This window comes from Acinetobacter indicus CIP 110367 (assembly GCF_000488255.1).
In the GTDB taxonomy this organism is placed as follows: Bacteria; Pseudomonadota; Gammaproteobacteria; order Pseudomonadales; family Moraxellaceae; genus Acinetobacter; species Acinetobacter indicus.
Genome location: NZ_KI530755.1, coordinates 533353 through 560030, shown reverse-complemented (window position 1 = coordinate 560030; position 26678 = coordinate 533353). Strand labels below are relative to the sequence as shown.

22 protein-coding genes, 4 tRNA genes, 1 rRNA gene, 1 pseudogene and 1 riboswitch are annotated in these 26678 nt (G+C 47.0%); of the genes and pseudogenes, 10 read left to right on the top strand and 18 right to left on the bottom strand.

What is annotated here, in order from left to right; genetic code table 11:
• Nucleotides 1-69 (bottom strand): 16S ribosomal RNA (locus P253_RS15960); the annotation flags it as partial.
• Between the two features lie 577 nt (nucleotides 70-646).
• On the opposite strand from P253_RS15960, the gene P253_RS11270 reads away from it, so the two are divergent.
• From P253_RS11270 to P253_RS11260, 3 genes are all read left to right on the top strand, one after another.
• Nucleotides 647-1108 carry a regulatory sequestration protein YfiR gene (locus tag P253_RS11270; protein WP_228128865.1) on the top strand — a complete coding sequence of 154 codons (462 nt, stop codon included), beginning with the start codon at nucleotides 647-649 and terminating at the stop codon, nucleotides 1106-1108.
• 132 nt (nucleotides 1109-1240) lie between these two features.
• Nucleotides 1241-2329: a diguanylate cyclase DgcN/YfiN gene (locus P253_RS11265; RefSeq protein WP_016658667.1), complete on the top strand. Its 1089-nt coding sequence runs from the start codon at nucleotides 1241-1243 to the stop codon at nucleotides 2327-2329.
• A gap of 7 nt (nucleotides 2330-2336) precedes the next feature.
• Entirely contained in the window at nucleotides 2337-2816 is a 480-nt protein-coding gene (locus tag P253_RS11260) for an outer membrane lipoprotein YfiB (RefSeq protein WP_016658666.1), read from the top strand.
• 126 nt (nucleotides 2817-2942) lie between these two features.
• Here the strand turns inward: P253_RS11260 and P253_RS11255 are convergent.
• The 8 genes from P253_RS11255 to secA all read right to left on the bottom strand — a co-directional run bounded on the left by P253_RS11255 (nucleotide 2943) and on the right by secA (nucleotide 9317).
• Nucleotides 2943-3019, bottom strand: a tRNA-Pro gene (locus tag P253_RS11255).
• Between the two features lie 18 nt (nucleotides 3020-3037).
• Nucleotides 3038-3113, bottom strand: a tRNA-His gene (locus tag P253_RS11250).
• 34 nt (nucleotides 3114-3147) lie between these two features.
• A tRNA-Arg gene (locus P253_RS11245) sits at nucleotides 3148-3224 on the bottom strand.
• A 41-nt stretch (nucleotides 3225-3265) separates the two neighbouring features.
• A tRNA-Pro gene (locus P253_RS11240) sits at nucleotides 3266-3342 on the bottom strand.
• 154 nt (nucleotides 3343-3496) lie between these two features.
• On the bottom strand, nucleotides 3497-4564 hold the full coding sequence (gene nadA / locus P253_RS11235) for a quinolinate synthase NadA (protein ID WP_016658665.1): 1068 nt from the start codon (nucleotides 4562-4564) through the stop codon (nucleotides 3497-3499).
• A 144-nt stretch (nucleotides 4565-4708) separates the two neighbouring features.
• Nucleotides 4709-5929, bottom strand: a complete 1221-nt coding sequence (gene argJ / locus P253_RS11230) for a bifunctional glutamate N-acetyltransferase/amino-acid acetyltransferase ArgJ (protein WP_016658664.1) — start codon at nucleotides 5927-5929, stop codon at nucleotides 4709-4711.
• 159 nt (nucleotides 5930-6088) lie between these two features.
• The gene (locus P253_RS11225; protein WP_016658663.1) at nucleotides 6089-6442 is read right to left on the bottom strand and encodes a hypothetical protein; all 354 of its coding nucleotides are present in this window, start codon (nucleotides 6440-6442) and stop codon (nucleotides 6089-6091) included.
• 157 nt (nucleotides 6443-6599) lie between these two features.
• On the bottom strand, nucleotides 6600-9317 hold the full coding sequence (gene secA, locus P253_RS11220; protein WP_005179958.1) for a preprotein translocase subunit SecA: 2718 nt from the start codon (nucleotides 9315-9317) through the stop codon (nucleotides 6600-6602).
• A 339-nt stretch (nucleotides 9318-9656) separates the two neighbouring features.
• Between secA and P253_RS11215 the strand changes: the two genes are divergently transcribed.
• Nucleotides 9657-10298, top strand: a complete 642-nt coding sequence (locus tag P253_RS11215) for a peroxiredoxin (RefSeq protein WP_005179960.1) — start codon at nucleotides 9657-9659, stop codon at nucleotides 10296-10298.
• 120 nt (nucleotides 10299-10418) lie between these two features.
• Nucleotides 10419-10999 (top strand): annotated as a pseudogene (locus tag P253_RS11210) (dual specificity protein phosphatase family protein).
• A 33-nt stretch (nucleotides 11000-11032) separates the two neighbouring features.
• On the opposite strand, the gene P253_RS11205 reads toward P253_RS11210, so the two are convergent.
• From P253_RS11205 to trpA, 4 genes are read right to left on the bottom strand one after another with little or no spacing between them, the layout of a single operon-like run.
• Nucleotides 11033-12058, bottom strand: coding sequence for an SPOR domain-containing protein (locus P253_RS11205; RefSeq protein WP_016658660.1), 1026 nt, complete (start codon nucleotides 12056-12058; stop codon nucleotides 11033-11035).
• Nucleotides 12055-13338: a bifunctional tetrahydrofolate synthase/dihydrofolate synthase gene (folC, locus tag P253_RS11200; RefSeq protein ID WP_016658659.1), complete on the bottom strand. Its 1284-nt coding sequence runs from the start codon at nucleotides 13336-13338 to the stop codon at nucleotides 12055-12057. The genes P253_RS11205 and folC overlap by 4 nt, the downstream gene beginning before the upstream one ends.
• Nucleotides 13335-14231 (bottom strand): acetyl-CoA carboxylase, carboxyltransferase subunit beta, encoded by an 897-nt coding sequence (gene accD, locus P253_RS11195; protein ID WP_005179967.1) that lies wholly within the window; start codon nucleotides 14229-14231, stop codon nucleotides 13335-13337. The genes folC and accD overlap by 4 nt, the downstream gene beginning before the upstream one ends.
• Nucleotides 14228-15031 carry a tryptophan synthase subunit alpha gene (trpA, locus tag P253_RS11190; RefSeq protein WP_016658658.1) on the bottom strand — a complete coding sequence of 268 codons (804 nt, stop codon included), beginning with the start codon at nucleotides 15029-15031 and terminating at the stop codon, nucleotides 14228-14230. The genes accD and trpA overlap by 4 nt, the downstream gene beginning before the upstream one ends.
• A 364-nt stretch (nucleotides 15032-15395) precedes the next feature.
• On the opposite strand from trpA, the gene P253_RS11185 reads away from it, so the two are divergent.
• Complete coding sequence (locus tag P253_RS11185) at nucleotides 15396-16727, top strand: Na+/H+ antiporter NhaC family protein (RefSeq protein WP_016658657.1); 1332 nt, start codon at nucleotides 15396-15398, stop codon at nucleotides 16725-16727.
• Nucleotides 16728-16738: 11 nt separating this feature from the next.
• On the opposite strand, the gene P253_RS11180 is transcribed toward P253_RS11185, so the two are convergent.
• Nucleotides 16739-17824 carry a helix-turn-helix domain-containing protein gene (locus P253_RS11180; RefSeq protein WP_016658656.1) on the bottom strand — a complete coding sequence of 362 codons (1086 nt, stop codon included), beginning with the start codon at nucleotides 17822-17824 and terminating at the stop codon, nucleotides 16739-16741.
• Nucleotides 17825-17944: 120 nt separating this feature from the next.
• Between P253_RS11180 and P253_RS11175 the strand changes: the two genes are divergently transcribed.
• Nucleotides 17945-18823 (top strand): metal-dependent hydrolase, encoded by an 879-nt coding sequence (locus tag P253_RS11175; protein WP_016658655.1) that lies wholly within the window; start codon nucleotides 17945-17947, stop codon nucleotides 18821-18823.
• Between the two features lie 102 nt (nucleotides 18824-18925).
• On the opposite strand, the gene P253_RS11170 is transcribed toward P253_RS11175, so the two are convergent.
• The 4 genes from P253_RS11170 to P253_RS11155 all read right to left on the bottom strand — a co-directional run bounded on the left by P253_RS11170 (nucleotide 18926) and on the right by P253_RS11155 (nucleotide 22843).
• Nucleotides 18926-19918, bottom strand: coding sequence for a DUF2804 domain-containing protein (locus P253_RS11170; protein ID WP_005179978.1), 993 nt, complete (start codon nucleotides 19916-19918; stop codon nucleotides 18926-18928).
• 167 nt (nucleotides 19919-20085) lie between these two features.
• Nucleotides 20086-20604, bottom strand: a complete 519-nt coding sequence (locus tag P253_RS11165; RefSeq protein WP_016658654.1) for a DUF1543 domain-containing protein — start codon at nucleotides 20602-20604, stop codon at nucleotides 20086-20088.
• Nucleotides 20605-20973: 369 nt separating this feature from the next.
• Nucleotides 20974-22218: a tryptophan synthase subunit beta gene (gene trpB / locus P253_RS11160; protein WP_016658653.1), complete on the bottom strand. Its 1245-nt coding sequence runs from the start codon at nucleotides 22216-22218 to the stop codon at nucleotides 20974-20976.
• Nucleotides 22199-22843 carry a phosphoribosylanthranilate isomerase gene (locus P253_RS11155; protein ID WP_016658652.1) on the bottom strand — a complete coding sequence of 215 codons (645 nt, stop codon included), beginning with the start codon at nucleotides 22841-22843 and terminating at the stop codon, nucleotides 22199-22201. The genes trpB and P253_RS11155 overlap by 20 nt, the downstream gene beginning before the upstream one ends.
• A 145-nt stretch (nucleotides 22844-22988) precedes the next feature.
• Nucleotides 22989-23209: riboswitch (cobalamin riboswitch) on the top strand.
• Nucleotides 23210-23247: 38 nt separating this feature from the next.
• On the opposite strand from P253_RS11155, the gene P253_RS11150 reads away from it, so the two are divergent.
• From P253_RS11150 to P253_RS11140, 3 genes are all read left to right on the top strand, one after another.
• Nucleotides 23248-25128, top strand: coding sequence for a TonB-dependent receptor plug domain-containing protein (locus tag P253_RS11150; RefSeq protein ID WP_016658651.1), 1881 nt, complete (start codon nucleotides 23248-23250; stop codon nucleotides 25126-25128).
• Nucleotides 25129-25221: 93 nt separating this feature from the next.
• Nucleotides 25222-25803 (top strand): cob(I)yrinic acid a,c-diamide adenosyltransferase, encoded by a 582-nt coding sequence (locus P253_RS11145; RefSeq protein ID WP_016658650.1) that lies wholly within the window; start codon nucleotides 25222-25224, stop codon nucleotides 25801-25803.
• A 145-nt stretch (nucleotides 25804-25948) separates the two neighbouring features.
• Complete coding sequence (locus P253_RS11140) at nucleotides 25949-26662, top strand: glycerophosphodiester phosphodiesterase (RefSeq protein WP_016658649.1); 714 nt, start codon at nucleotides 25949-25951, stop codon at nucleotides 26660-26662.
• Nucleotides 26663-26678: the final 16 nt, after the last annotated feature.

The following is a 26678-nucleotide window of genomic DNA, read 5'->3' as shown; positions in this document are numbered from 1 at the left end:
CCGCTCGACTTGCATGTGTTAAGCCTGCCGCCAGCGTTCAATCTGAGCCATGATCAAACTCTTCAGTTAAAATCATTTCGAGTTTTATAAGTAAAACTCTTAAACTTGGCTCATCAATTTTCTGACTTAAATTTCGCTCAAATAAACTTCGAGTAATTTAAACCAATCAATCAATGAAAATAATTTCGATCAATCAACCAGTAAAAATCCACACAAGTTGTTCTTCATAATCTCTTAATGATCTTCTCGATGCTTCGTCAGCATCAAGCTAGGTCGGCTATATTACTCTCTATTTTTAGAAAGTCAACATGCAATGTTGATTTTATTTCTAAACTTACCACCTAAACCAGAACCCAACCATTTTAGCTAAATCCTTGTTTATCAACAAGTTTTTATCAACATCACCGCCGATGGATGTGCATTATAGAGCAAATAAAACCTGACGCAACCCCTATTTTTAATTATTTTGGAAAATATATCTTAACTGTATTTTTTATGACCAATTTCAGGTTTTTCAGTTTATTTTTTATCCTTTTCTTTCATTTTTATTTTAGTTAGACTGCGGCCATAATTTTATTTTTAATTTTTTATAAAAATGCCTTCTCTCCCCTTACACAAAACACTGTGTTTTTTGCTGTGTTTATTTTTGCACCCTGCCCATGCCAATAGCCCAACCACTGGTGCACCGCAAATGGTGTATGCCATTTTAAGTTATGCCAAATGGGAGCAAAACACGCCGAATATTTGTATTGTGAATAATCCAGCGCTAGCACAACAATTTAGAAGCCAGCGTAGCACACAGCATGTTTATAAAATCAGCCCACTACAATTAGACGATTTAAAACAGACCAGTTGTCAGGCCATTGTCTTTTCCAACCTAAGCCCACGTGAAGAACAGAATATTCTGAACAGTACAGTGCGTTATCCCGCCTTAAGCATTAGCACCACCAATTCAGCCTGTGAGCTGGGCAGCGTCTTTTGCCTTTACCAGAAGAAAAATCAGCAGTATTCATTTAGGGTGAATATGCAAAGTCTGACGCAATCGCAGGTACATATTGACCCCCGGGTATTATTACTGGGTAAAAACGGGGGCCTAAAGCATGAATAAGCCCAAAGCAGTATCGCTACGACCTATTTTCCGTTCGTACCAGCTGGTGATTTTTATTCTGACCTTTGGTTTATGCCTAGGTATTTTTTGTGTGGTGTCTAATTACACCCTGGAAGTTATGCCAAACAGAGTTTGAGTATTTTATCCGGTTCTCTGGCAGAGCGGATTCAGCCCGCTGTGGTCTTTCATGACACCTATACAATTCAGAAGATTCTGACTGAATATGCCGAGCAATATCCGATTCATTCGATTCAAGTCATCGCAACCAATGGTGAGGTCCTGCCGACCATTCATCATCATCAAAATGCGTTACCGTTTATTCAGTATTTACTGGACTGGCTGTATTTTCGTGAGCCGGTGACAGTTCAGATTCAGCATCAGCAGCAAAATTTTGGACAACTGGTGGTCTATGGCAATGCCTCTACCCATGTCAGTTTTTTCTATACCATTCTACTGGCGCTGACCATTAGCTTTATTTTGCTGCTGGCCTTACTGTTCTGGTCGGCAAATGCGGTTTACCGACATTTGATGAAAGCGGTCAATCCACTGGTACAGACCACCCAGACCATCAGCACCAATAAAAATTATCAGCTACGCCTCCCCTCGTCTGAAATTTCCGAATTTCAGGAAATTAATCGCGTGGTAAATGAACTGCTGGACAAAATTGAAGCCTCAACCCGGGCGCTACAACATGAAAATTATCAATTGTCTCATCAGGCCCGTCATGATGGATTGACCCAACTCCCTAACCGTGAATATTTCCATCAAATGCTGGCACAGAGTTTTGCCCAAGGTGCGCAGGACAGCATTGCCCTGCTGTTTATTGATAACGATAACTTTAAAGAAATTAATGATCGCCACGGCCATGCCGCCGGTGATGCCGTGCTGCTGGAAATGGCCAAACGCTTGCGCCAAGCGTTAAACCAGCATGATTTTGTGTCCCGCCTCGGTGGTGATGAGTTCGCAATTATTGTAAAAAATATTGAAGATCATCATGATTTAATTAGAATAAGTGAAAATTTACTCCACTGCTGTCGCCAGCCTTTAATTTTTAATCATCATCCTATTTATTTCAGTTTTAGTATTGGCATCGCACTCGCGCAGTCAGCATCATCTCCTGAAATGCTGATCAATAATGCAGATATGGCCATGTATAAGGCCAAGCAGCTCGCACAACACTGGTACATTTTTGCAGAGCACGGGCGCATGGCCAAAGGTTAGTTTATTCATGTTAAAACATATTTTTAAAACTGCTTGTCTGCTGCTTGCACTGACTACCCTCAGTGCAAGCATGAGTCTGGGGCAGCTCAATTACAAACAGGCCCGCATGCTCAAGCAGGAAGGTTTTAGCCTGACCAGCGAGGGCTGGAGCTTAGGCCTACCAGAAAAACTGCTGTTCGGTTTTGATCAGGCCGAGATCCAGGCGCATAACCAGCAAGCCTTACAGCAACTCTCGAGCAAGTTGCTGAAATATAAACTAGATAAAGTCAAAATTATTGGACATAGCGACAATGTCGGCGACCTGACCTATAACCTGAAGCTGTCCGGAGAACGCGCTGAAAATGTCGCACAGATTTTTATGCAACAAGGCTTTCGACCAAACCATTTACAGGTAATTCCTCGCGGTGCAGAACAACCACTGGTGCCCAATACCTCTCCTGAAAATCGGGCGATGAACCAGCGTGTAAATGTGGTGATTGTGCCTTAAGTATTTTGCCACTTTGTAGAACTAGCCTCTTGCAGAAGCTTTTTTTATGGGGAGATTTGATCCGCAGACTCAAATTTCAGGCATAAAAAAACCGCTTAACGCGGTATCTTTTATCTTTAGAGAAATTGGTCGGAGCAGTAGGATTCGAACCTACGACCCCCTGGTCCCAAACCAGGTGCACTACCAGGCTGTGCTATGCTCCGATGTTCAACTTTAAAAGTTGGGGTGAATGACGGGATTCGAACCCGCGACAACTGGAATCACAATCCAGGGCTCTACCAACTGAGCTACATCCACCATCAATTAGTTCTACAATACCAAGCCACCAAAATGGCGCGCCTGACAGGATTCGAACCTGTGACCATCCGCTTAGAAGGCGGATGCTCTATCCAACTGAGCTACAAGCGCTTAACCGATGATACCAAAAACACATCGTTGCCTTGAGAAATTGGTCGGAGCAGTAGGATTCGAACCTACGACCCCCTGGTCCCAAACCAGGTGCACTACCAGGCTGTGCTATGCTCCGTTTCATCTCAGCTTTTCGTGTATCGCACATCGTGCGGTACGGTGTGCATTCTAGGCGCGACGCCCGTGGACGTCAACACCTATCTTTAAAAAAATATGAAAAATCTCTTCAACCGCTTATTTATCAAGCATTTTAGACATTTTTCAATCAATTTTTAGCGTTTTAGCTGCGCACTGAAGTTTAACATGCGATCGAGCGGTAATTTGGCGCGTTCTGCCAGCGTAGGATCAACAAAAATTTCCTGATCACCCTGCTGTAAAACCTGCAAAATGCCATCCAGTTCGTTCATGGCCATCCACGGGCAATGCGCGCATGAGCGACAGGTCGCGCCTTCACCGGCGGTCGGCGCTTCTACCAGAATCTTGTTCGGTACCGCCTGCTGCATTTTGTAGAAAATCCCGCGGTCGGTCGCCACAATTAAACGCTCATGTGGCAAAGTCTGGGCAGCCTTGATTAGTTGTGAGGTACTGCCGACTGCATCAGCAATATCCACCACCGATTCTGGTGATTCTGGATGCACCAGCACCGCTGCATCCGGATAAAGCGCTTTCATTTGTGCAATCCCGCGGGCACGGAATTCTTCATGCACGATACAGGCACCATCCCAGAGTAGCATATCTGCGCCCGTTTTTTTCTGGATATAACGCCCCAAATGCTGATCCGGTGCCCAGATAATTTTTTCACCCAGGCTATCGAGATGCTCGACAATTTCAACCGCACAGCTTGAGGTTACCACCCAGTCGGCACGGGCTTTCACAGCAGCCGAGGTGTTGGCATACACCACTACGGTATGATCAGGATGGGCATCGCAGAATTGGGTAAATTCATCTACCGGGCAGCCCAGGTCGAGTGAACAGGTGGCTTCCAGCGTCGGCATCAGCACTGTTTTCTCAGGTGACAGGATTTTGGCGGTTTCGCCCATAAATTTCACCCCGGCCACCACCAAGGTTGACGCTGCATGATCACGACCAAAACGTGCCATTTCCAGTGAATCCGATACACAACCACCCGTCAGCTCTGCAAGCTCTTGCACTTCAGGATCGCAATAATAGTGTGCCACCAGTACTGCATCACGTTTTTTAAGTTCGGCCTGAATTAAGGCAAATTTGGCCTGCTTGGCTTCTTCAGTTAAATGATTTTCTTTCGGTTCACCCAAACGGTCTAAATGCGCCTGCACAATCGACTTTGCTTCATTGGCAATTAAATTGGTCGCATCATTCATAACAGCGTCTTCTCTATCGAAATGCTTGTTTGCACAAGCAGTTACATCAGCAATTGGTCAGTGTCAGTGCTTGACCAATCATTAAAAATACAGCGTTGTAAAAAAGCCTCACAACGGAGGCTTTTTCAGAAATACATCAGGGACTTAAGAACGGTAGTCTGCATTAATCTTGACATAATCATAAGATAAATCGCAGGTATAGACGGTATCTTGAGCCTGGCCACGACCTAAATCTACACGAATGGTCATTTCCTGCTGCGCCATGACACGTGCGCCGGCTTCTTCGGTATAGTCCGCTGCGGCGCCGCCATCTTTACAGATTTGTACATCATCTAACCAAACCTGAATTTTTTCAACGTCTAAATTTGGCACGCCCGCATAACCAATGGCCGCCAGAATACGGCCCCAGTTTGGATCTGAGGCAAAAATAGCGGTTTTTACTAGCGGTGAATGAGCAATACTGTAAGCAATATCGCAACATTCCTGGGTATTTTGTCCACCTTCGACTGCAACGGTAATAAATTTGGTCGCGCCTTCACCATCACGCACAATCAGCTGCGCCAGACGTGTCATCACCCGGGTTAAAACCTCTAATACTACGGCATAACGCGGATCTTCGGTCGAGCTGATTTCTGTACCACCGGCTTGGCCAGTTGCAATGAAGATACAGGAGTCATTGGTTGAGGTATCGCCATCGACAGTGATGCGGTTAAACGAGACATTAACCGTACTACTCAACAGTTGCTGTACCAGTTCACGGCTGATTGGAGCATCAGTGGCCACATAACCAAGCATGGTCGCCATATTCGGGCGAATCATGCCGGCACCTTTAGAAATACCGGTCATGGTATAAGTGATGCCATCCAGTTCAAACTGCTCAGATGCACCTTTCGGTGTGGTATCTGTGGTCATAATACCGCGGGCAGCGTCGTCCCAGGCATCAGCACGCAAGCTGTCTAGGGCCGGTTGTAAACCCGCAGTTAAACGCTCAATTGGTAACTGCTCGCCAATCACACCGGTAGAAAATGGCAATACTTCGGCGGTCTGTACACCTGCCAGTTCAGCCAGCTTGGCACAGGTTGCTGCTGCATTTTGCATACCGGTTTTACCGGTTCCGGCATTGGCATTGCCGGTGTTAATCACTAAATAACGTGGATTACCCGCCTGCAGATGTGCTTTACAGATATGCACAGGTGCTGCACAAAAGGCGTTTTGGGTAAACACACCGGCGACATTGGCGCCTTCGGCCAGTTCAAAAATAACAAGGTCACGTCGGTTCTTATAACGAACATAGGCTTCTGCTGTCCCAATTCTCACCCCTTTGACCACATGCATCTGTGGCATAGAAACGTCACCTACTGCCATTTTTAAACGTCCAACCAGTTAATAATTCAGTGTGCACAGCTTAGAACAAAATCAGGAAAAAATCGAGCAGAACCCATCATCCACAAAATTGTGGCCAGACTCAACTGCCGTGCAATAAAAAACCAGCCCGCAGGCTGGTTAGTGTTGTGTGCTTGATCCTTAGTTTTTGGCCAGTTGCACAGCTTCGTTTAATAAAGCCTGTTTGGCTTTTTGCTGGCTTTCTGCAGACAGGGCCGGGTTAGAAGCAACAATGCGGTCGGCATTGGCAGCATTGGCCGGAGCAATGGCTGCAGTCTGGAGCACAATCGGACGTTTATTCGGGTTGGCAAAGGTATAACGGATACCGGTACGTGGGCTTGCAACCGTCACCTGGTCATTATTGACCACTGCTTGGGTGGTGCTTACACCGACTGCGGCCTGAACTTTTTCCGGCGTGGTGGTTTGGGTATTGGCAAAAGCCAAAGCAGGCGTTGCTAAAGCAACAATCAGTAAAGGTTGTAATACTTTTTTCATTGTGTTTTCCACTTTTCGGTGTGCAATGTGCAACTAAATACCATTTAATTTCCTGCACTGCAATCTGTATTCACATCTTGCAAAACTATTCAAACACTTAGCGGAATAAAAAAAAGCAGAATCGAAATTCTGCTTTTTGCGAGATGTTTTGAATGGCTTAGATTTTGCCGTGGCACTGTTTGTATTTCAGACCTGAACCACATGGACATGGTGAATTACGGCTTGCCGGTGGCGTAAACACCGTTTCGGTTGGGGTTGTCTGCTGCGCATCGGCTTCGAAAGTTTCACCGGTCAGACTGTCCACATCGGCATGAGACAGATTCAGCTGCATCGCCTCGGCTTGTGCCTGTTTCTGTGCTTCAAGTTCAGCCAGTTCTTCAGCTGTTGGTACGTGTACGCGAGACAAGTCAGTCACGACATCAGACTTGATCACAGCGAGCATGTTCACAAACAGGTTAAAGGCTTCTTTCTTGTATTCCTGCTCCGGATTCTTTTGCGCATAACCACGTAAATGAATGCCTTGACGCAAGTAATCCATTGCCGCCAGATGGTCTTTCCAGTGACGATCCAGCGAGTTGAGCATAAAGTGACGCTCCAGCATGGCTGCAGATTCATCACCCATTTGCTGACGGCGGCTGTTATAACGAGCCACCAGCTCATCAGAAATACGTTCGACCAGACCTTCTTCATCCAGACGGCGATCTTCTTCTAACCATTGGTTAATTGGCAGATCTAAAGCCAGATCTTCACGTAACGCCTGCTCCAGACCGTCAATATCCCACTGATCATGAATCGACTCTGGTGGTACATAGTTGGCAATCACGCCCTGAATCACTTCACGGTGCATTTCTTCGATGTAATCTTGCAATGAGTTTGCGGCAAGAATTTCATCACGCTGTGAGTAAATAATCTTACGCTGTTCATTGTTGACGTCATCGTATTTCAACAGGTTCTTACGGATATCGAAGTTACGTGCTTCAACTTTGCGCTGGGCATTTTCAATCGAACGCGACACCATTTTGTGTTCAATGGCTTCATCTTCTTTCAGGCCCATGGCACGCATCATGGCCACCACACGATCACCGGCGAAAATACGCATCAGGTCATCTTCAAGTGACAGATAGAAACGCGACACACCCGGGTCACCCTGACGACCGGCACGACCACGCAGCTGGTTATCAATACGGCGTGATTCATGGCGTTCAGAACCAATAATATGCAAACCGCCTGAGGCCAGTACCGCTTCGTGGTTCTGGTCCCATTCTTCTTTCAGACGTTGTTCATCTTCAGGTGTCGGGTTTTCAATTTTGGCCAGCAGAGCTTTCCAGTTACCACCGAGCAGAATATCGGTACCACGACCCGCCATGTTGGTGGCAATGGTCACCGCACGTGGTGCACCGGCTTGGGCAATAATATCGGCTTCACGTTCGTGCTGTTTGGCGTTCAGAACTTCGTGATGAATACCGGCCTCTTTCAGTTTGTCCGAGAGGATTTCTGAGGCTTCAATGGTGGCAGTACCAATCAGGATCGGCGCGACACCGGATTCCTGCACGCGCAGGATTTCCTGAATAATCGCATTGTATTTGCCTTCACGATTTAAATAGATTAAATCGTTATGGTCCTGACGGATCATTGGACGGTGGGTTGGAATAATTACCACATCCAGACCATAAATTTCTTTCATTTCTGCCGCTTCAGTATCGGCAGTACCGGTCATACCGGACAGTTTTTTGTACAGACGGAAGTAGTTCTGGAAGGTGGTGGTGGCCAGAGTCTGGTTTTCAGGCTGGATTTCCAGACCTTCTTTGGCTTCAACTGCCTGATGCAGACCTTCAGACCAGCGACGACCCGGCATGGTACGGCCGGTGTTTTCATCGACAATAATCACTTCACCATCATGGATGATGTAATGCACATTGCGCTGATACAGGAAATGGGCACGAATGGCCGCAGACACGTGATGTACCAGATTCAGGTTGGAAGCAGAATACAGGCTTTCCCCTTCTGCCAGCAGACCCATCTGAATCAGTTCATTTTCTACGGTTTCATAACCGACTTCAGTCATTTCAACCGAACGCTGTTTTTCATCAATCCAGAAGTGACCGCCATCTGGCACTTTCTCTTCTTTTTGCGGATGCAGTTTAGGCGGAATGGTATTAATCGCCGCATACAGCTGTGATGAGTCTTCGCTCTGACCCGAGATAATCAGCGGGGTACGTGCTTCATCAATCAGGATCGAGTCGACTTCATCGATAATGGCATAGGTCAGGCCACGCTGCTTTTTCTCTGCCAGCGAGAACACCATGTTGTCACGCAAATAGTCGAAACCAAATTCGTTGTTGGTCCCGTAAGTAATATCGGCACGATAGGCTTGCGCTTTTTCGGTCGGGTCCTGCATCGAATAAATAATGCCGATGCTTAAACCCAGAAATTCAAAGAGTGGACGGTTGAGCTCGGCATCACGCTGTGCCAGGTAGTCGTTCACGGTAATCACGTGTACGCCTTCACCACTTAAGGCATTCAGGTAACAGGCCAAAGTCCCCATTAAGGTTTTACCTTCACCGGTACGCATTTCTGCAATTTTACCTTCGTGCAGGGTAATACCACCAATCAGCTGTACATCATAATGGCGCATGCCCATGACCCGTTTCCCGGCTTCACGGCAGACTGCAAACGCTTCTGGCAATAACTTATCTAGACTTTCGCCCTTGTTATATCGTTGTTTGAATTCTTCGGTTTTTGCAGATAAGTCTGCATCGCTTAAGGCTGATATCGTCGGCTCGAGCGCATTAATCTTGTCTACGATTTTACGCATGCGTTTGAGTTCGCGCTCATTTTTGGTACCGAAGATTCCTCCGATCAGACTTGCCAACATGAATAGACTCTCTAAATCTTGCTTGTCAAAAGAATAATTTGTTCTCAGTCGTTATTATGGTGCTAGAAATTTGAAGTACAAGGGTTTTGCACACAACCCATCAAAAAATTCTGATGATTTCTATCCGTACAGCGAAGCTAAGGCAAAATAATGTAGCAAATTTTAATCGGATGATATAGTCAAAGCATGACAATATGACTGCATGTTTTTTCAGCATTTCATGCAACTACTTATTCCATATATTCATAAAGAATTACAAAAAAAGTATTTTCAATGCTAAAAGAATTGCGCCATAGTCAATTCCATCCCCCAATACAACAACGATATGAGGCAGTTAAAATGAGTTTACGATTAGGCGATACCGCACCCGACTTTACTCAGGAATCAAGCGAAGGCACCCTGAACTTTTATGAATTTCTGGGCGACAGCTGGGGCATCCTGTTTTCACATCCTGCCGACTACACCCCGGTCTGCACCACCGAACTGGGCTATACCGCAAAACTCAAACAGGAATTTGAAAAACGTGGCGTCAAGGCCATTGCCCTGTCGGTCGATGATGTCGAGTCACACAAAGGCTGGATTAATGACATTAACGAAACCCAGAACACCAGCGTGAATTTTCCGATTATTGCCGATCAGGACCGTAAAGTATCGACGCTATATGATTTTATCCATCCCAATGCCAGCGAAACCCTGACGGTACGCTCCCTGGTGATTATCGACCCGAATAAAAAAGTGCGTCTGATTATTACCTATCCGGCCTCTACTGGACGTAATTTCCATGAAATTTTACGCGTGGTCGATTCCCTGCAACTGACCGACAACTATAAAGTGGCCACCCCGGCCAACTGGCAAGAGGGTGAAGATGTGGTGATTGTGCCTTCACTGCAAGATGAAGCCGAATTAAAACAGCGTTTCCCGAAAGGCTATACCGCAGTAAAACCATACCTGCGTTTAACCCCGCAGCCAAATCGTGACTAAATAATCAATATCCGTTCATCTTCCTGTCTGCCTGTCTTCGGACAGGCATTTTTCATGGTACAAGGTCAGCACCTCAGCCGTGCTACACTGGAATGACCCAGCACAACCAATTAAAACACTATGCCCAAAAATCTGCTTGCCCTGGTCCTGACCTGTATTTGTTGCGCGGGCTGCATGACCACACCGGCCTTGCCTGAACAGCAGCGCCCGAGTGCCTGGGCTCAACCGCTGGATGCACAGCATAATTTTTATCAGGTCAGCCCGATGCTGTTTCGCAGCGAACAGCCCGATCAGCAGCTGGCAGCATTGTTACAACAGCATGAGATTGATGTAGTGATTAATCTACGTCCCAAAGCGACAGATGCTGAACCGCTACAGCAGCATGGACTGCAATCGGTGCATCTACCGATTCATACCTGGCCATTGACCGGGAAGATTTATTGCAGGTGATGCAGCAGATTCAAACCGCCCAAGCCCAACAGCAAAAAGTGCTGATTCATTGTTATCATGGTGCAGACCGGACCGGGGCCAGTGTGGCCATGTACCGGATTATATTTGAACACTGGCCGGTGGAACAGGCGCTGGCAGAAATGAAATATGGTGGCTTTGGCTTTCATCCGATCTGGGTCAATATTGACGCCTTATTTCGTCCTGAAAATATAAAATGGATTCGACAGCAACTGTCAAATCCATCAGATTAAAACTAAGGGCAAAATGCCAAAGGATACTTACAACTAGTTCCGCTTGTCTAACGGCACCCAGTCAATCACCCAGGCTGATTTCATGTTCAGGCTGGCATCTGCTGCAATTTTCTTGCGTGCCGCATCGGCACTTTCACGGTCTTTAGATGGCCCCACCATAATCCGGATCCCTTTAGAGGTTGGACTCTTGGTGACTTTATAGCCTTTGGCTTTTAAGCGCGCGGCCAGTGCATCGGCATTGGCTTCATTGGCGGCCAGTGCCACCTGCACCATCCACTGTTTGCCATCATCTTCGCCTTCCAGCAGTTTACGTGCTTTCTCGGCTTCAGCTTTCTTTTTGGCTTCTTCTTCGGCTTTACGTTTGGCTTCTGCCTGACGTTTTTCTTCAGCTTTGCGCTTCTCTTCTGCAGCTTTCTGTTCAGCAGCCTTGCGTTCCTGTTCGGCCTTGCGTTTGGCTTCTGCCTGACGCTTCTCTTCGGCTAAACGTTTTTCTTCCGCAGCTTTTTGTTCTGCTGCTTTTTTCTCGGCAGCAGTACGTTCCTGGGCCGCTTTCTGCTCGGCAGCTTTTTTGGCTTCAGCTGCTTTTTGCTGTTCCAGCTTTTTCTGGGCAGCCAGTTTTTCTTCAGCCAGACGTTTTTGTTTGGCCTGCTCATCTTCGACCAGTTCTGGCGGAATATTGTCGGAACTTTGCTGCTGGCCATTACGTAGCGCATTTAAGGCCGCATATTCTTCTGCAGCCTTACGGGCGGCTTCTGCTTCTGCCTGCTGCTGCATGGCCAGGAATTCAGCGGCACGCGCTTCCTGTTCAGCCACGGCTTTTTCACGAGCACGGCGCTGCTCTTCCAGCAGACGTTTTTCAGTTTCTACATCTACCGTTAACGGTTGTAGCTGAATCATTTCGGCTTCAGGCGCAGTATTTTGCTGTAACTGTTCGACCCGTTCTGGCGTTTTGACATTATTTTGATGTATTTCTTCTTGGCCTTTCAGGAGTAATGCTGCCAATAACACACCACCACCCAATAAAACAACGCCGCCCATCCAGCGCTGTTTGTTATTCATTGACATTCTTCCAAATACTCCCATACCGCTTCTAAGGTATGAAATGATCCACATACCAAAATCAGCTGATTATTGTTTGTTTCATCCAGCGCTGATTTAAAAGCTAATTGAACACTATCAAAGTGCTGTACTGTTTCGCCCTCGAGGGCCGCATCCAGTTGTGTGATGTCTGCCGCACGAGGAACATTTAATTGTGCAATTTTCCACATTAAAACATGTTCTTTCAATAAGGCAACGACAGAATTCACATCTTTATCGGCCAGCATGGAAAACACACTGATCACTTCGGTGTACTGTTTATTGTAATTTAAATAATTTCGCAATTGCTTTAACAAAAACTCTACACCGTGCGGATTGTGCCCGGCGTCAAAGATTACGGTCTTGCCGGCAATCTGGCGAATTTCAAAACGGCCCGGGAGCTGGGCCTGTTGGATGCCTTCGGCAATCGCCTGCTGCTGGATGTTCAGATCGCTAAGTAACACGGCGGCAACTGCGGTCGATATATTTTCCAGCGCCAGCGTGCCAAGCGGTAATTTCAAGGTGCTGCCACTGCTGGCAAATAACCAGGACTGGCCATCTGCAGCGGTGCGATAAAAATAATCACGATTGGCGACATACAGCGGGGCCTGACACTGTGCTGCCTTATCCTGAATGGCTTGCGGTAATTCCTGCACGCCGCCAAAGATCACCGGAATATTCGGGCGGATGATGCCGGCTTTTTCAAAGGCAATTTTTTCAATGGTATCGCCGAGCCAGTCGGTATGATCCAGCCCGATATTGGTAATCACGGCCACATCGGGATGTACCACATTGACCACATCCAGACGGCCGCCCAGGCCAACTTCCAGCACCCAGACATCACAAGCCTGCTGCTTAAAAATGACAAAAGCCGCCAGCGTGGTGGCTTCAAAAAACGATAAACTTAAATTACAGTCGCGACGCGCCTGATCGACCTGTACAAAGGCCTCAATCAGTTGCTGGTCATCGACCTCGACGCCGCCCAGTTTGACCCGTTCATTAAAACGGTAAATATGCGGCGACTGATACAGCCCCACCTGATAACCCTGAGCATTTAAAATCGCGGCCAAGGTGGTGGTGGTGGAACCTTTGCCATTGGTGCCCGCGACGGTAAACACTTTTGCGTCCGGGTGAGTGACGCCCAGCTTTTCAGCCACAGGAATCACCCGTTCCAGACCTAAATCAATCCCTGTAACGTGAACATGGCTCCAATAATTGAGCCATGTTTCTAAAGAGTCGGTTGCAAGTGGTGCTGTATTCAAGACAAATTCATCAGTTTCGTGACAATGCGATATACAGTATCACGTAATGCATGACGATGAACAATCTGATCGACCACACCATGATCAAGCAGGTATTCCGCGCGCTGGAACGGTTCATCCAGTTTTTCACGTACGGTTTGCTCAATTACACGCTTACCGGCAAAGCCAATCATGGCTTTTGGTTCTGCCAGATGAACATCACCCAACATTGCCAACGATGCCGTTACGCCACCATATACCGGATGGGTTAAGACCACGATATATGGTAAGCCCGCTTCTTTTAAACGCTGGATGGCTGCTGAAGTACGCGCCATCTGCATTAAAGACAGCATGCCTTCCTGCATACGCGCACCGCCTGAGGCGGCAAAGCAGATTAACGGCTGACGTTGCTGAATGGCACGTTCCGCTGCAAGCACAAAACGGTCACCGACCACCGTGCCCATAGAGCCGCCCATAAAGTCAAATTCAAAGGCACAGGTGGTTACCGGCACGCCTTTTAATAAACCTTGCATGACCAGTAAAGCTTCAGTTTCACCGGTTTTCTTTTGTGCTTCGGCCATACGGTCTGGATACGGCTTGCTGTCCACAAATTTCAGTGGATCTTTGGCAGAAAATTCCTGACCCAGTTCGGCATCGACCTGATCGAGGAACCAGGTTAAACGGTCACGCGCTTTCATGCGTAAATGCTCGTCACATTGCGGGCAGACATAGGCATTGAAAGACATGGCTGTACGAGTCACCAGTGCATGACATTCCGGACATTCGATGGTTGGTTCGGTGAATGTCGCCTTTAAGGCTTGCTGCTCATCCGGTACATGAATTCCCGGTACGCCGCGTTCTGTCCACGGCGTAGTTGGGCTTAAGATTTTCCCTGGCTTGACTTCTTGACTCATACTAACTCATCGAGCGCGGCTCGAAGCTCCTTGACTTTATTAACCGTTTCAACCACGGCTTGTTCTGGTTCGAGGTTGGCAAACTGTTTTACGAAAGCACTACCGACAATGACTGCATCTGCCACGGCACCCATGACTTTGGCAGATGCCGCATCACTGATACCGAAACCGACACCAACCGGTACATCGGTGACTGCCTTGATTTTCTCAATCCGCTGCGCCGCTTCAGAGATATCTAAAGTGGCTGCACCGGTCACACCTTTGAGCGACACGTAGTAAATAAAGCCGCTGGCCTGTTTCACTACATGCTGGATACGCTCATCGGTAGAGGTCGGTGCCAGCAGGAAAATCTGGTCCATATCGTACTGCTGTAAGATCTGGTCCAAATCGGCAGCTTCTTCTGGCGGCAGATCCACCAGCAAGACACCATCTACCCCACATTCATGCGCATAGGCGACAAACTTCTGGTAGCCAATGACCTCAACCGGATTTAAATAACCCATGAGCACCACTGGTGTTTCCGTGTCTTTTTGGCGGAATTCCTTGACCATATTCAGTGCATCGAGGGTATTGGTTCCCCCTGCCAATGCACGTTCTGCAGCCAAGGCAATGACTGGACCATCGGCCATCGGGTCAGAGAATGGCAGTCCAAGCTCAATCACATCTACACCCGCCTCAACCATTTGATGTAACAGTGGTACCGTTACCTGTGGCTGTGGGTCACCTGCCATGACATAAGATACGAGGGCCTTACGTTGTTGAGATTTCAACTGTGCAAATCGGGTGGCTAAACGTGACATAGGGCTGTGCTTTCCTTGAATAATTCAAAACTGATAAGTTGCTATTGTCGAAATACAGGACATCGCATTGTAACGCTATTTTTTGCTCATTGAACAGAGCACAGCTGGTCGATGCCCGATTTCATCAGCAAAGCGCGAATTCCAGAACAACCCGAAAGCTACATTTACCGATATTTCGGTTTTTTTCTCAATGATCAAAGATGCCTAATTTCGCTATTCCCAGCAATCTCAAGCAGTTAGAAAAACCCAATGGCTGAGCAAAAAAGATGATAAAAATAGGACAGTTAGCATTTACATTTAAAGTTTTCAGAAATAGCAAAAGCTGCTTTATACTAGCGCCGTTTTCAGACTTTTTCTTATTTCTATGATTTCCGACTCCCAGGCAAAAGTGCACGCTCGCGGGCTTGCGCTGTTGCCACTTATTGTATTTTTAGCCATTTTTTTAGGCAGTGGCATTTACCATTCCCTGATTGGGACCGAGTTTGCCTTCTATCAGGTCAAGGCGCCGGTGGCGGCCATTCCAGCCATTATCCTGGCATTATTGCTCTATCGTGGTCAGCTGAACCGGGCCATTGAAGAATTTTTGCAGGGCGCCAGCCATCCGAACCTGATTCTGATGTTTATGGTGTTTATGCTGGCCGGTGCCTTTGCCAGCACCAGTGGCGCCATTGGCAGTGTCAATGCCACGGTACAGCTGGGCCTGTCGATTATTCCGCCGGAATTTGTACTGCCGATGCTGTTTCTGATTTCAGCCTTTGTCGCCACCGCCATGGGCACTTCAATGGGCACCATTGCAGCCTGTGCGCCCATTGCCTTTGGTTTTTCCGAAGCCACGCAAATTGCCACGGTCTATACCATTGGTGCGGTGGTTGGCGGTGCCATGTTTGGTGATAACCTGTCGATGATTTCCGACACCACCATTGCCGCCACCAGCAGCCAGAAAGTACAGCTGCGTGACAAATTCAAGGTCAATGTCTGGATTGCCGTACCGGCTGCACTGATCACAGTACTGATTTATATGCTGATCAACCAGAATACCCAGGCCATTGCCTATCAGGAGTATAACGCCTGGCTCATCTTGCCTTATGTGGCGGTGTTTGTGCTGGCCTTTTCTCGCCTGCATGTGCTGGCAGTGTTAACCATCGGGATTTTACTTTCCGCGCTGATGGGACTGTTGATGCTGCCCGAGTTTGATCTGCTCAAGCTGAATGGTGCTATTTATGACGGTTTTGTCGGCATGTTTGAAGTGGCGTTGCTGTCGATGTTCCTGGGTGGCTTATCGGCCATTATGCAAAAAGAAGGTGGCCTGGAATGGCTGATTCAACGCATCTACAAGCTGACTCGCCTGTTTAAGGTTGGCGCGCAACGTGCTGGTGAGTTGGGGATTAGCTTTCTGGTGGTGTTTTCCAACCTGTTTGTGGCCAACAATACCGTGGCGATTATCCTGTCTGGAGATATGGCGCGGGAAGTGGCGCAGGAATATAGCGTCGATCCGAAACGCGCTGCCGCCCTGCTGGATATTTTCTCCTGCGTGGTACAGGGCCTGATTCCTTATGGCGCCCAGTTATTGCTGGCCTGCTCGATTGCCAAAATGTCACCGGTAGAGCTGATTGGCAGTGTCTATTATTGCTGGGTGCTGGCGATTTTTGCGATTGCCGCCATTGCCTTGCGTTTTCCCAAACTGCGCACGTCTTAAAACCGTACTTTTTAATTTTCCAAGCGGCTATTCAGCCGCTTTTTATTGGTGGTCTGTTGCTGACGCAGTACCCGGCGCCGCTCGGTTAAGGTCTGGCCGCAATGCGCTTTATAGGCACGCGCCAAAGCCGACTGATCGGAATAACCGAGCTGGCTGGCAATCTCGGTCAGACTCAGCTTTTGCGGTAATAGCAACTCACAGCGTTTGATCCTTTCCATGTCCAGCAGCTGTTTAAATGAGGTCCCCAGTTCACTCAGTTGACGCTGCAAAGTGCGACTGGACATACACAGCTCGACAGCCAGCTCATCCAGCTTGGGTGCCTGTTGCTGCAATCGTAAATAATCGGCAATCAGATGACGCAGTTTCTGGTCCAGCCCTTCCAGCAAGGGTTTGGCCGCCATCGCTTCTTCAGCCTGTTTTTTTAAAATCCCGATTAAAGTTGGATCAGGCTGCTGTGGTTGCAGCTGCAGGCTGTCGATGCTCAGCACCAGCTGATAATCCGGCTGATCAAACAGCACTTCGCAGCCATAAAACTTTTGATATTGATACAGCGCCGTTTGCGGAGCATGGGCAAAATGAACCCGGCGCAAGGGAAAGTGTTCGGCCGCAAACATCTGCCGGGCCAGCTGCAGCATACAGGCAAAAGTAATTTCGTGAATCAGCGTGCTCTGATCCTGCGGATTCGGCCAGGAGACAATCAGCAGATCATCCTGCTGCTGAATCTGCATGGGAACCGCTTCGTTGGCATCAATCACCAGCCGGCTAAACTGGGCAATATACTGCAAGGCTTCAGCCACGCTATTACTGCGCGAGGCCATATAGCCGAGCACACCAAAATGTTCCGGCCGGATAAAACGCGCCAGCTCAAACACCAGATAGGCTGTGTTCAGCTGCTGCCGGGTCTGTTCCAGTAACGCAATAAAAGCCTGACAGGAAGATTGGCCATCAATCGGCAAACTCAGTACATGCTGCACATATTGCTGCAAGCTGTCTGACAGCTCGAGCTGTTGTGGCTGCACACCTTGTGCCTGCAGGTAGGACTGCCACAAATGCACATAGCCGTTTGGAATCTGAATATCACTCGGGTAAGTTGTCATCCTGACATTTCTTATTTTCACTATGGCGTAAAATGTATAAAAACTGGCAAGACTTGTCAAAACAAAGCCGCTAAAGCCCGACATACTGCAGATATGAACGACTAGATGAAGTAAAACAAGATGAATGCCATAGTCCAATATCAGGCGCAACCAGTGGTGCGCAGCAATCTCGACTTTAAGCTGGAACAGATTCCACGCTTCTGGTTTGGTGGAGATCCTTTTCTGACCCGCATGTTTGATGCCTTAAGCCTGACCTTTCCCGATGGGGAACGCTATTTTATTCAGTCGGTACGCTTGTACCGCGAGCAGATTCAGCAGCCAGAACTGCAACAACGCGTGGCCGACTTTATCCGTCAGGAAGCCCAGCATGGCATCGCGCATGACAAAATGAACCAGCTAATGAAAAATCAGGGCATGCCGGTGGATCAGTTTATCCGCCAGCTCAACCGGATTTTTAAATTTGAACTGGAAAAACGCTCCCCGGAATATAATATTGCCACCACGGCAGCAGCCGAGCACCTGACCGCCCTCATGGCTGAAACCTTTTATGCCCATCGCTCGACGTTAGCTGAGGCACATCCTTATGTGCGTGCCTTGTTTGCCTGGCATGCGATTGAAGAAATGGAACACCGCGATGTGGCCTTTGATGTAATGCGTGATGTGGCCCAAGTTTCTGAAGCGATGCGGCATTTTGCCCTGGTCTGGACCACGTTCCTGATGTTTGGTTTTACCATTTATCGGGCCAATATCATGTTAAAACAGGATGGCTTTAGTCTGTGGCAGCGTCTGCAACTGAATGCCAAAGGTTTGCCGTGGTTCTTTGGTAAAAAAGGCACCTTAACCCGGATGGGCCGGCTGTATAAGGACTGGTTTAAAAAAGATTTTCATCCAAGCCAGCATCCGATTATTGCCCAGTATGAAGTCTGGATTAACACCCTGGAACAAACCAATGATCCGATTCAGGCCGGTGAAGCCTTCTGGCAAGCGGCTAAAGATTAAAGGAAAATTATGATGGATTAAAAAAGCTGAATGTCAGGTTCAGCTTTTTTATTGAGTGGATGAGCCGTAGCTTGTTTGATAATCAGGATCAGCGACAAAGATCTACCATTTGGCATAATGCTGTTCCAGCAAGGCATATTCATTCAGGAACACAATTTCCTGATCATCCTGCACAATGGTGCCGCTGACTTTGGCCTGCCACTGACTAAACTGGCTACCCACCAGGCGCAGGTTCAGATTTTCATAACGGCGCCAGCCGGTGGTCACGGTTAAATTCAGGCTTTGATCCAGCGAGACAATATTCCACTGGTTATCTGACTGCTGCTCAAATAACACATCTGCCAGCGGATACAGGCGGCCATTGACCCACAGACAGTTTTCATTGCCAAAGCTTTCATTGACACCAGAAGCCAGATTAATGCCGACCCGTTTGTTCTGGGCATCCCAAAAATTACAGGACAGCCAGAACCAGGCCGTTTCCGGGCGTAAAAAACCACAGGTATCATCCAGAGAAACAAAAGTTTTGTCATGAAACTGGATGGTTTGTCCCTGCTTGTTAATAAAAAAACCTTCACAGCCGAGTGTGGTCAGCTTTTGGGTATAGGTCCAGCCGTTAATGCCATTCGGGCTACACATGCTTAATGGATCGGTGCCGGCACAGAAAATCCGCGCGCTCAGGCGCAGTTCGCCATATTTAGTCACCCGGATATAACGCACCCCATTGGCATGCTGAATATCCAGCTGATAGCCGGCTTTGTGAAAATGGCTATGGTTAAACAGCGGCTGCTCGTCCAGCACCGTATGCCGGGCCAGAAAACTGATCGCATCCCATTCCAGCACTTCACCGGTCAAATGATTGTAGATATAAACAAAACCATGCCCGGCCCAGGCAATATCGACAATGGCCAGGCCAATGGTATAGTGCTCATGCTGAATACAACAAAATTTAAACTTCTTATATTTTAATCGTTTACGCCACCCAGACAGCACATCACCATAAGGGCTTTTATATTGATAATGATGGTATTGGATACTGGTCGGTAATTGCTTAAAACGTCCGTAACGTGGCTGTCCATTCTGTTGTATTAAATCCATGTACGACATTCCATGTTGTTTGAGACACTGTAGCTACCGCCTTATTATGCCTATAAAATCTGGCCAGAAAAATAAAAATAAGATTATTTTATCTAAACAATAACAAAAACATAGATTGCTTTCTTTCACAATATTGGAGTCAAGCCAATTGCTTAAGTCTGCTGCAATCAGAATTCTGAAATAGGCAAATAGGTATTTTCCCAGCGGTTTCCGGCGAACTCCCCGACCACCAGTTGTACATAACGGCCATGCACCTGATCAATGGCGATGCAGTCATCGACATCCAGCACCCGGTCAGTATGCTGCTTTTGCCAGTGTGCAGCAAAATATGCCTTGCCACGCTGTTTGGCCACCATGGTATTTTGTGCAACCACCAGAACATAGCGATGCAATTCGCCAAATTCACGCGCATCGTAGCCGCCTAAATTGATTAGCCAGAGTTTTTCATGCGCCTGATTCGGGGCCGCATTGCTAAATTGCAGCTGATATTTTTTGCCTTCAAATTCCACCCCATTGATTTGCGCCCAGGCATCAATATGTAAGCCGGGTTGATCGCCAAACCAGGCCTGTCTTAGCTGAGGGAAAGTCTCTTCCAGCGTATCAGCCACGGTAAGAACCACATCGTGCACTTCGGTATTGGCGCGGGCATGACGACCGCCCAACATAACGATAAACAGACTTGGCATGGGAGACTCCAGAAGATGGTTTTGGCCAGATAGAAGATAAATCAGCAATATGATACGCGTTGGCGACAGGGATGTCGCCTGTTGAGCAGCATGACAGGGACGTCATATCTGCTCAACAAAAGTCTTTGCTTACTTTGGGCTTTTCCAAAGTAAGGGAAAATCTGGATGAATTATAATTGCCTGAATTTGTGTCAAAAATCGGATCTGAATAATAATCCTCCCCTCGTCCCTCCTTTAAAAAAGTGGGGAACTTTCATTACAACAATAAAAAAATCGCACCCAATTGCTTGAATGCGATTTAAATCCTCCCAACCCTCTTTTACTAAGGAGGGCTATTCCCTCTTTCTTAAAGAGGGTTAGGGAGATTTTTTACATATCCACCATTTCCACGCCATCAATACGCGCTACCGTCATCAAGTCTTTATCACCACGGCCTGAAACCGTTGCAATAATAATTTGATCTTTCGACATGGTTGGCGCCAGCTTGGTTACATACGCCATCGCATGTGAACTTTCTAATGCCGGAATGATGCCTTCAATCTTGGTCAGGTCACGGAAACCTTGTAAAGCTTCCTGGTCATTAATTGGCACATAATCCACACGATGCATATCTTTCAGGAAGCTGTGCTCAGGACCCACACCCGGATAATCCAGACCAGCAGAAATCGAATGGGTTTCAATAATCTGACCTTGTTCATCTGACATCAGGTAAGTACGGTTGCCGTGAAGGACACCGACATGACCGGCATTCAATGGCGCAGAGTGCTTCCCCGTTTCAATGCCTAAGCCCGCCGCTTCAACACCGTACATTTTCACCTCCTGATCATTCAGGAATGGATAGAACAGGCCCATAGCATTAGAACCACCTCCCACACAGGCCACAAGTGCATCCGGCAGACGGCCGGCTTGTTCCTGAATCTGACGGCGTGCTTCACGGCCAATAATGGACTGGAAATCACGCACCAGTTGCGGATAGGGATGTGGACCAGCGACAGTTCCGATCACATAATAGGTTGAATCGACATTGGTGACCCAGTCACGCATCGCTTCATTCATGGCATCTTTTAAAGTTTTAGAGCCACTTTCTACCGCGACGACTTTGGCACCCAGCAAACGCATACGATACACGTTCATGGCCTGGCGCTTCACATCTTCCGCACCCATGAACACTACACATTCAAGACCTAAACGCGCAGCGATGGTTGCTGTCGCTACCCCGTGCTGACCGGCACCAGTTTCGGCAATAATACGTTTTTTACCTGAAAGTTTGGCCAATAACGCCTGACCAATGGTGTTGTTTACTTTATGCGAGCCGGTATGGTTCAGGTCTTCACGTTTTAAGTAAATCTGCGCACCACCCAAGTCTTTTGACCATCGCTCAGCATAATACAGTGGACTTGGACGACCGACGTAATAAGCGAGATCACGGTCGAATTCTGCCAGAAACTGTTCATCATTCTTCATGCGAAAATAGAGCTTTTCCAAGTCTTCTAAAGCCGCCATCAGGGTTTCTGACACAAAACGTCCGCCATGGATACCGAAGTGCCCTTTTGCATCAGGGAACTGGGTATAGTCAATTGCCTGTTTTTCTGTATTAACAGTTTGCTGATCCACGATGGACTCCTTGCATAAAGCGTTCTATGAGTTGTTGGTCTTTAATACCTTTTGCGGATTCTACGCCTCCGCTCACATCTACAGCAAACGCGGCTGTGGTGTGAATGGCGTCTTCAATATTGTCAGGGTTTAATCCCCCGGCCAAAATCAGTGGAATATCCAGTTGGGGAAAGCTGCTCCAGTCAAAGCTTTGCCCGGTTCCGCCCTTTAATTCAGGATGCCAGGCATCTAAAAGTACGGCGCTAGCACCAGCCTGCTGATATTTTTGAATTTCAGCCACCACATCTAGGCCCGGTTTAACCTGAATCGCCTTGTACCAGCGACGTCCAACCTGCTGTGCAATTGACTGGCACTGTTCCGGGCTTTCATCACCATGAAATTGCAGGATGTCCAGCGCGACTGTATTGAGAATGGCCTGAATCTCACCGGCTGAGCTATTTACAAATAAACCCACCACCTGTACATAAGGCGCAATGGCCTGTAGCAGAACGCTGGCCTGTTCTGCGCTCACACTGCGCGGACTTGGAGGATAAAATACAAAACCAATTGCATCTGCACCACTGTTGACGACGGCATGTACATCTTCAACCCGGGTGATGCCGCAAATTTTGGCACGGGTTCGCATAACTTGTTTGGCTCTCGTAATGCCCGCTTTATAGCCTATCTATAAATATGGGGCCGGCTCATTGTAATGCAAATTTTTTCACTTGAGTAAAGTTCAGCCTGATAATTCTTGCACAAGTTGTTTAAAATGCATACGGCACTTATACTGCGCCCGTTTCACAGCAAGTTTAAGCCTTGGCTTTAGGGAAATTGGTGAAAATCCAACACTGCCCCCGCAACGGTAACAATGAAACATATATCAGTTTAAATCATGCGATTTACACCACTGTATTCAGATATGGGAAGGTGGATATATAGGTCCAGGTCATCATCAAGATGCTTGGCGCCACATTGAAGTCCGGATACCTGCTTGTTGTGCCCTTTAACTCAATCATTCACGTGGGGTGAATGTATGGAGCACATATCATGTCTATTCAATTTCAACCTACTGCCTTGGTAGGTGCAATCGCTCTTGCGATGGGGTTTTCAACTTCTGTCTTTGCTGCGGAGTCTCAAGAGCAACCTGCCGTCAATGCGGCCCTGGATACCTTGGTGGTTACAGCCACCCGTTCTGAAGAGAAGATTGGCAATGTGCCTGCGCGAATTTCGGTCATTGATCAGAAGACGATTGAATCAAACCCTATTCTTAATGTCTCTGAACTCATTCAACGCGATCCTTCTGTTTACATCAAGCAAAGTGGTGGCTTTGGACAAATTTCAGAAATTAGACTCCGCGGTACCAATGCAGCCCATACTTTAGTGCTTAAAGATGGTGCTCGCTTAAATAGCCAAAATCATTATGGCCCGTTATACCCGACTTTTTTAGATACCACAGATGTTCAGCAAGTTGAAATTTTAAAAGGTCCTGCCTCTGTACAATATGGCACCGATGCAATTGGTGGCGTCGTCCAGCTGCTTTCCAAGAAACCTGAAAAATCCGGCGCCGAAATTACGGGGATCTATGGCGAGAATCAAACATATAAGGCAATTACCAAGGCCAATTTAGTTACTGATAACGGATTTTATGCTCAGGTTAGTGGACAACGATTAGAAACGGATGGCACAAGAATCCTCGACAACCAGAATAAAAATCAAAAAGCCAGTTTTGATCAAAAAGGATATGGTGCAAAAGTTGGCTATGAGAATGATGGTTTAAAAGCAAGTATCTCTATTAGCCAAAATGAAGGTGTTAACCAGTTCTATAACTGGATGACAGGCCAAAATGATGCGTTACGTTTCTTCGAAAACCGTTTAATTAACTCAAATATTGCCTACGATATTGCTGACAATTTGACGCTTGCCGCACGTTTCTCAAACTTTATTGATCATCAATATGTTCAGGATAGTGAACCAGGTCCATTTGATACAGAAAATAAAGAGGGAGATGTCAATCTTCGCTGGGCATTTACACCACAGCAGAGTATTTTGTTAGGTAGTACTTATCTGAAGTCTGATTTTCAAAGTAATTCTATAAAAGATAAGAAACAGGACATTGACTCTCTTGGTTATTATTTACAACACCAGTATTCATCTGAAAAGCTAAATACCCAAGTCGGGATCCGTGCAGAAGACAATGAACTTTTCGGCACTCATACAGTAGGTCAAGGTGCGATTCGCTATCAGATTCTACCAGCGACAAGTATCTATGCGAATGTTGGCTCGGCCTTTAAAGCTCCATCTTTGACAGAACTCTACTATTTTTCTGAAGGCTTCTATCCAACGTATGGCAATCCTGACTTAAAACCGGAAAAGAGCATATCTTATGAAATTGGTGTCGACCAAATCATCACTGATCAACTAACTGCTTATTTATCTGCCTACCAGACCCATATAAAAAATCTCATTGTGAGTGACTATCTTGGTCAAAATAAATCAAGTTTTGCGAATGTAGAAAAATCTGAGGTTAATGGCGGTGAAATTGGCTTGAAGTGGAGGAATCAGGATTTATTCTTGAGCACAGAATATGCGTATGCGGATTCAAAAAATAAAAAAACCAATAACAACCTCGCATACCGACCAAAGCAAACCTTTATCTTATCAACCGGTTTAGAGAATGCCGCTTATGGCATTAGTGCCTCTTTAATTGCTCGATCAGATATTTATACTGACACAGCAAACAAGGTTAAGGCTCCTGGCTATGCGACAGTTGATCTCAATATGTATTGGAATCTGAACCCCAATATGAAGCTATTTAGTAATATCCAGAATATCGGAGACGTTAATTACAAAATTGCAGATAACTTTGGTGATGGCTGGTATGTCAACGAGGGCCGCCTCGCCTCTGTCGGCGTAACGGTTAAATACTAAACGCCCCAAAGGACATATAAATTTTGAGGATCATGTCGTGACTGTGGCATGATCCTTTTTATATTCACATGATTAAAAATTCAAGGAACAGCTATGGGCCACCGTTTAAGTAAAATCTATACCCGTACTGGCGACTCAGGCACCACCGGTCTGGGTGATGGTTCACGTGTTGCCAAAGATGATTTACGTATTACCGCACTCGGCGATGTCGATGAACTGAATGCCACCATTGGCGTACTGCGCGCACAGATTGCCGCCAGCACCATTCAGGACAAAGCCAGCTGGGATAAATCTTTAAGCCTGATTCAGCACTGGCTATTTGATTTAGGCGGTGAAGTCTGCATTCCGGGCTTTACTCTGGTACAACCGGTATCAATCGAGTTTCTGGAAAACGACATCGATCGGATGAATGAAACCCTGCCCATGCTTAAGGACTTTATTCTGCCTGCCGGCACCTTGGCGTGTAGCTATGCCCATCAGGCCCGTGCTGTCTGCCGCCGTGCTGAGCGTAGCGTGATGTCAGTGCATAGCCGTGACCAGAATATTCAGGCCACGTCTTTGCAGCTCTTAAACCGTTTATCTGACTGGTTATTTGTGGCTTCACGCACCCTGCAACGCAGTGAAGGTGGCGCTGAAGTGCTGTGGCAAAAAAACATTAACGAAACGATTGAATAAAGCCGTCATTTTCATAGAAAAAATTGATGAAAATATGCGCTGATCTGACTTGTATAAATTTAAGATCAGCGCACAATAGCGCTGTCACATCCTGGTCATCTTAAAGGCTCACAATGAAACTTCCTCTCCAAACGCTGAGCCTGTTATGCGTATAATTGGACATCGTGGTGCCCGCGGCGAAGCCCCGGAAAATACCCTGGGCGGTTTTCAGTATATTCAGGATTTAGGCGTACGCGCTGTCGAATTTGACGTACGTCAGCTTAAAGACCAGCAACTGGTCATTATGCATGATGATCATTTGATCCGAACCACCGGTCAGGACCGTCCGCTGTATGAATGCAGCACGCAAGATTTACATCATTATAATCAGGCCTATGGCTGGAAAAACTGGTCGAATTTTGAAATCACCCCGTATTTAAACCAGACCCTGGCCCTAATCCAGAACTTTGAACATATTGAAGTTGAAATTAAAGCCGTGGAAACCCAGGCGCAGGCTGAACAGCTGACTCTGGCCTTGCATCAGCAGCTCAAAGGCTTTGAACATTCTGCTGTGATTACCAGTTTTGACCTGAAAATCCATCAGGCCTTACAGGCGCAGCAGTCGACCTTTAAGCGTGGTTTACTAATTGAAGAAGATATCCAGGAACAGGCGATTGAACAGGCATTGCGCTTTGGCTGCTGTCAGATTGGCTGGATGAATGAACTGGCGACCCCGCGCATGATTCAGGCCACCCAGCAAGCACAACTGGGGGTCAGTGTCTGGACGGTCAATGAAGTGGAACGTGCCAAACAGCTGAAAGATTTAGGCATTAACGGTTTAATTACCGATTTCCCAAAACTGATGATGCAACATATTTAAAACAATAGATGCTCAA

Bases quoted from the DNA above. Each gene is read 5' to 3' on its own strand.
- P253_RS11260 (WP_016658666.1), top strand. From the start codon at position 2,337: ATGTTAAAACATATTTTTAAAACTGCTTGTCTGCTGCTTGCACTGACT.
- nadA (WP_016658665.1), bottom strand. From the start codon at position 4,564: ATGAATGATGCGACCAATTTAATTGCCAATGAAGCAAAGTCGATTGTG.
- argJ (WP_016658664.1), bottom strand. From the start codon at position 5,929: ATGGCAGTAGGTGACGTTTCTATGCCACAGATGCATGTGGTCAAAGGG.
- P253_RS11225 (WP_016658663.1), bottom strand. From the start codon at position 6,442: ATGAAAAAAGTATTACAACCTTTACTGATTGTTGCTTTAGCAACGCCT.
- secA (WP_005179958.1), bottom strand. From the start codon at position 9,317: ATGTTGGCAAGTCTGATCGGAGGAATCTTCGGTACCAAAAATGAGCGC.
- P253_RS11215 (WP_005179960.1), top strand. From the start codon at position 9,657: ATGAGTTTACGATTAGGCGATACCGCACCCGACTTTACTCAGGAATCA.
- P253_RS11205 (WP_016658660.1), bottom strand. From the start codon at position 12,058: ATGAATAACAAACAGCGCTGGATGGGCGGCGTTGTTTTATTGGGTGGT.
- accD (WP_005179967.1), bottom strand. From the start codon at position 14,231: ATGAGTCAAGAAGTCAAGCCAGGGAAAATCTTAAGCCCAACTACGCCG.
- trpA (WP_016658658.1), bottom strand. From the start codon at position 15,031: ATGTCACGTTTAGCCACCCGATTTGCACAGTTGAAATCTCAACAACGT.
- P253_RS11185 (WP_016658657.1), top strand. From the start codon at position 15,396: ATGATTTCCGACTCCCAGGCAAAAGTGCACGCTCGCGGGCTTGCGCTG.
- P253_RS11180 (WP_016658656.1), bottom strand. From the start codon at position 17,824: ATGACAACTTACCCGAGTGATATTCAGATTCCAAACGGCTATGTGCAT.
- P253_RS11175 (WP_016658655.1), top strand. From the start codon at position 17,945: ATGAATGCCATAGTCCAATATCAGGCGCAACCAGTGGTGCGCAGCAAT.
- P253_RS11170 (WP_005179978.1), bottom strand. From the start codon at position 19,918: ATGGATTTAATACAACAGAATGGACAGCCACGTTACGGACGTTTTAAG.
- P253_RS11165 (WP_016658654.1), bottom strand. From the start codon at position 20,604: ATGCCAAGTCTGTTTATCGTTATGTTGGGCGGTCGTCATGCCCGCGCC.
- P253_RS11155 (WP_016658652.1), bottom strand. From the start codon at position 22,843: ATGCGAACCCGTGCCAAAATTTGCGGCATCACCCGGGTTGAAGATGTA.
- P253_RS11150 (WP_016658651.1), top strand. From the start codon at position 23,248: ATGTCTATTCAATTTCAACCTACTGCCTTGGTAGGTGCAATCGCTCTT.
- P253_RS11145 (WP_016658650.1), top strand. From the start codon at position 25,222: ATGGGCCACCGTTTAAGTAAAATCTATACCCGTACTGGCGACTCAGGC.
- P253_RS11140 (WP_016658649.1), top strand. From the start codon at position 25,949: ATGCGTATAATTGGACATCGTGGTGCCCGCGGCGAAGCCCCGGAAAAT.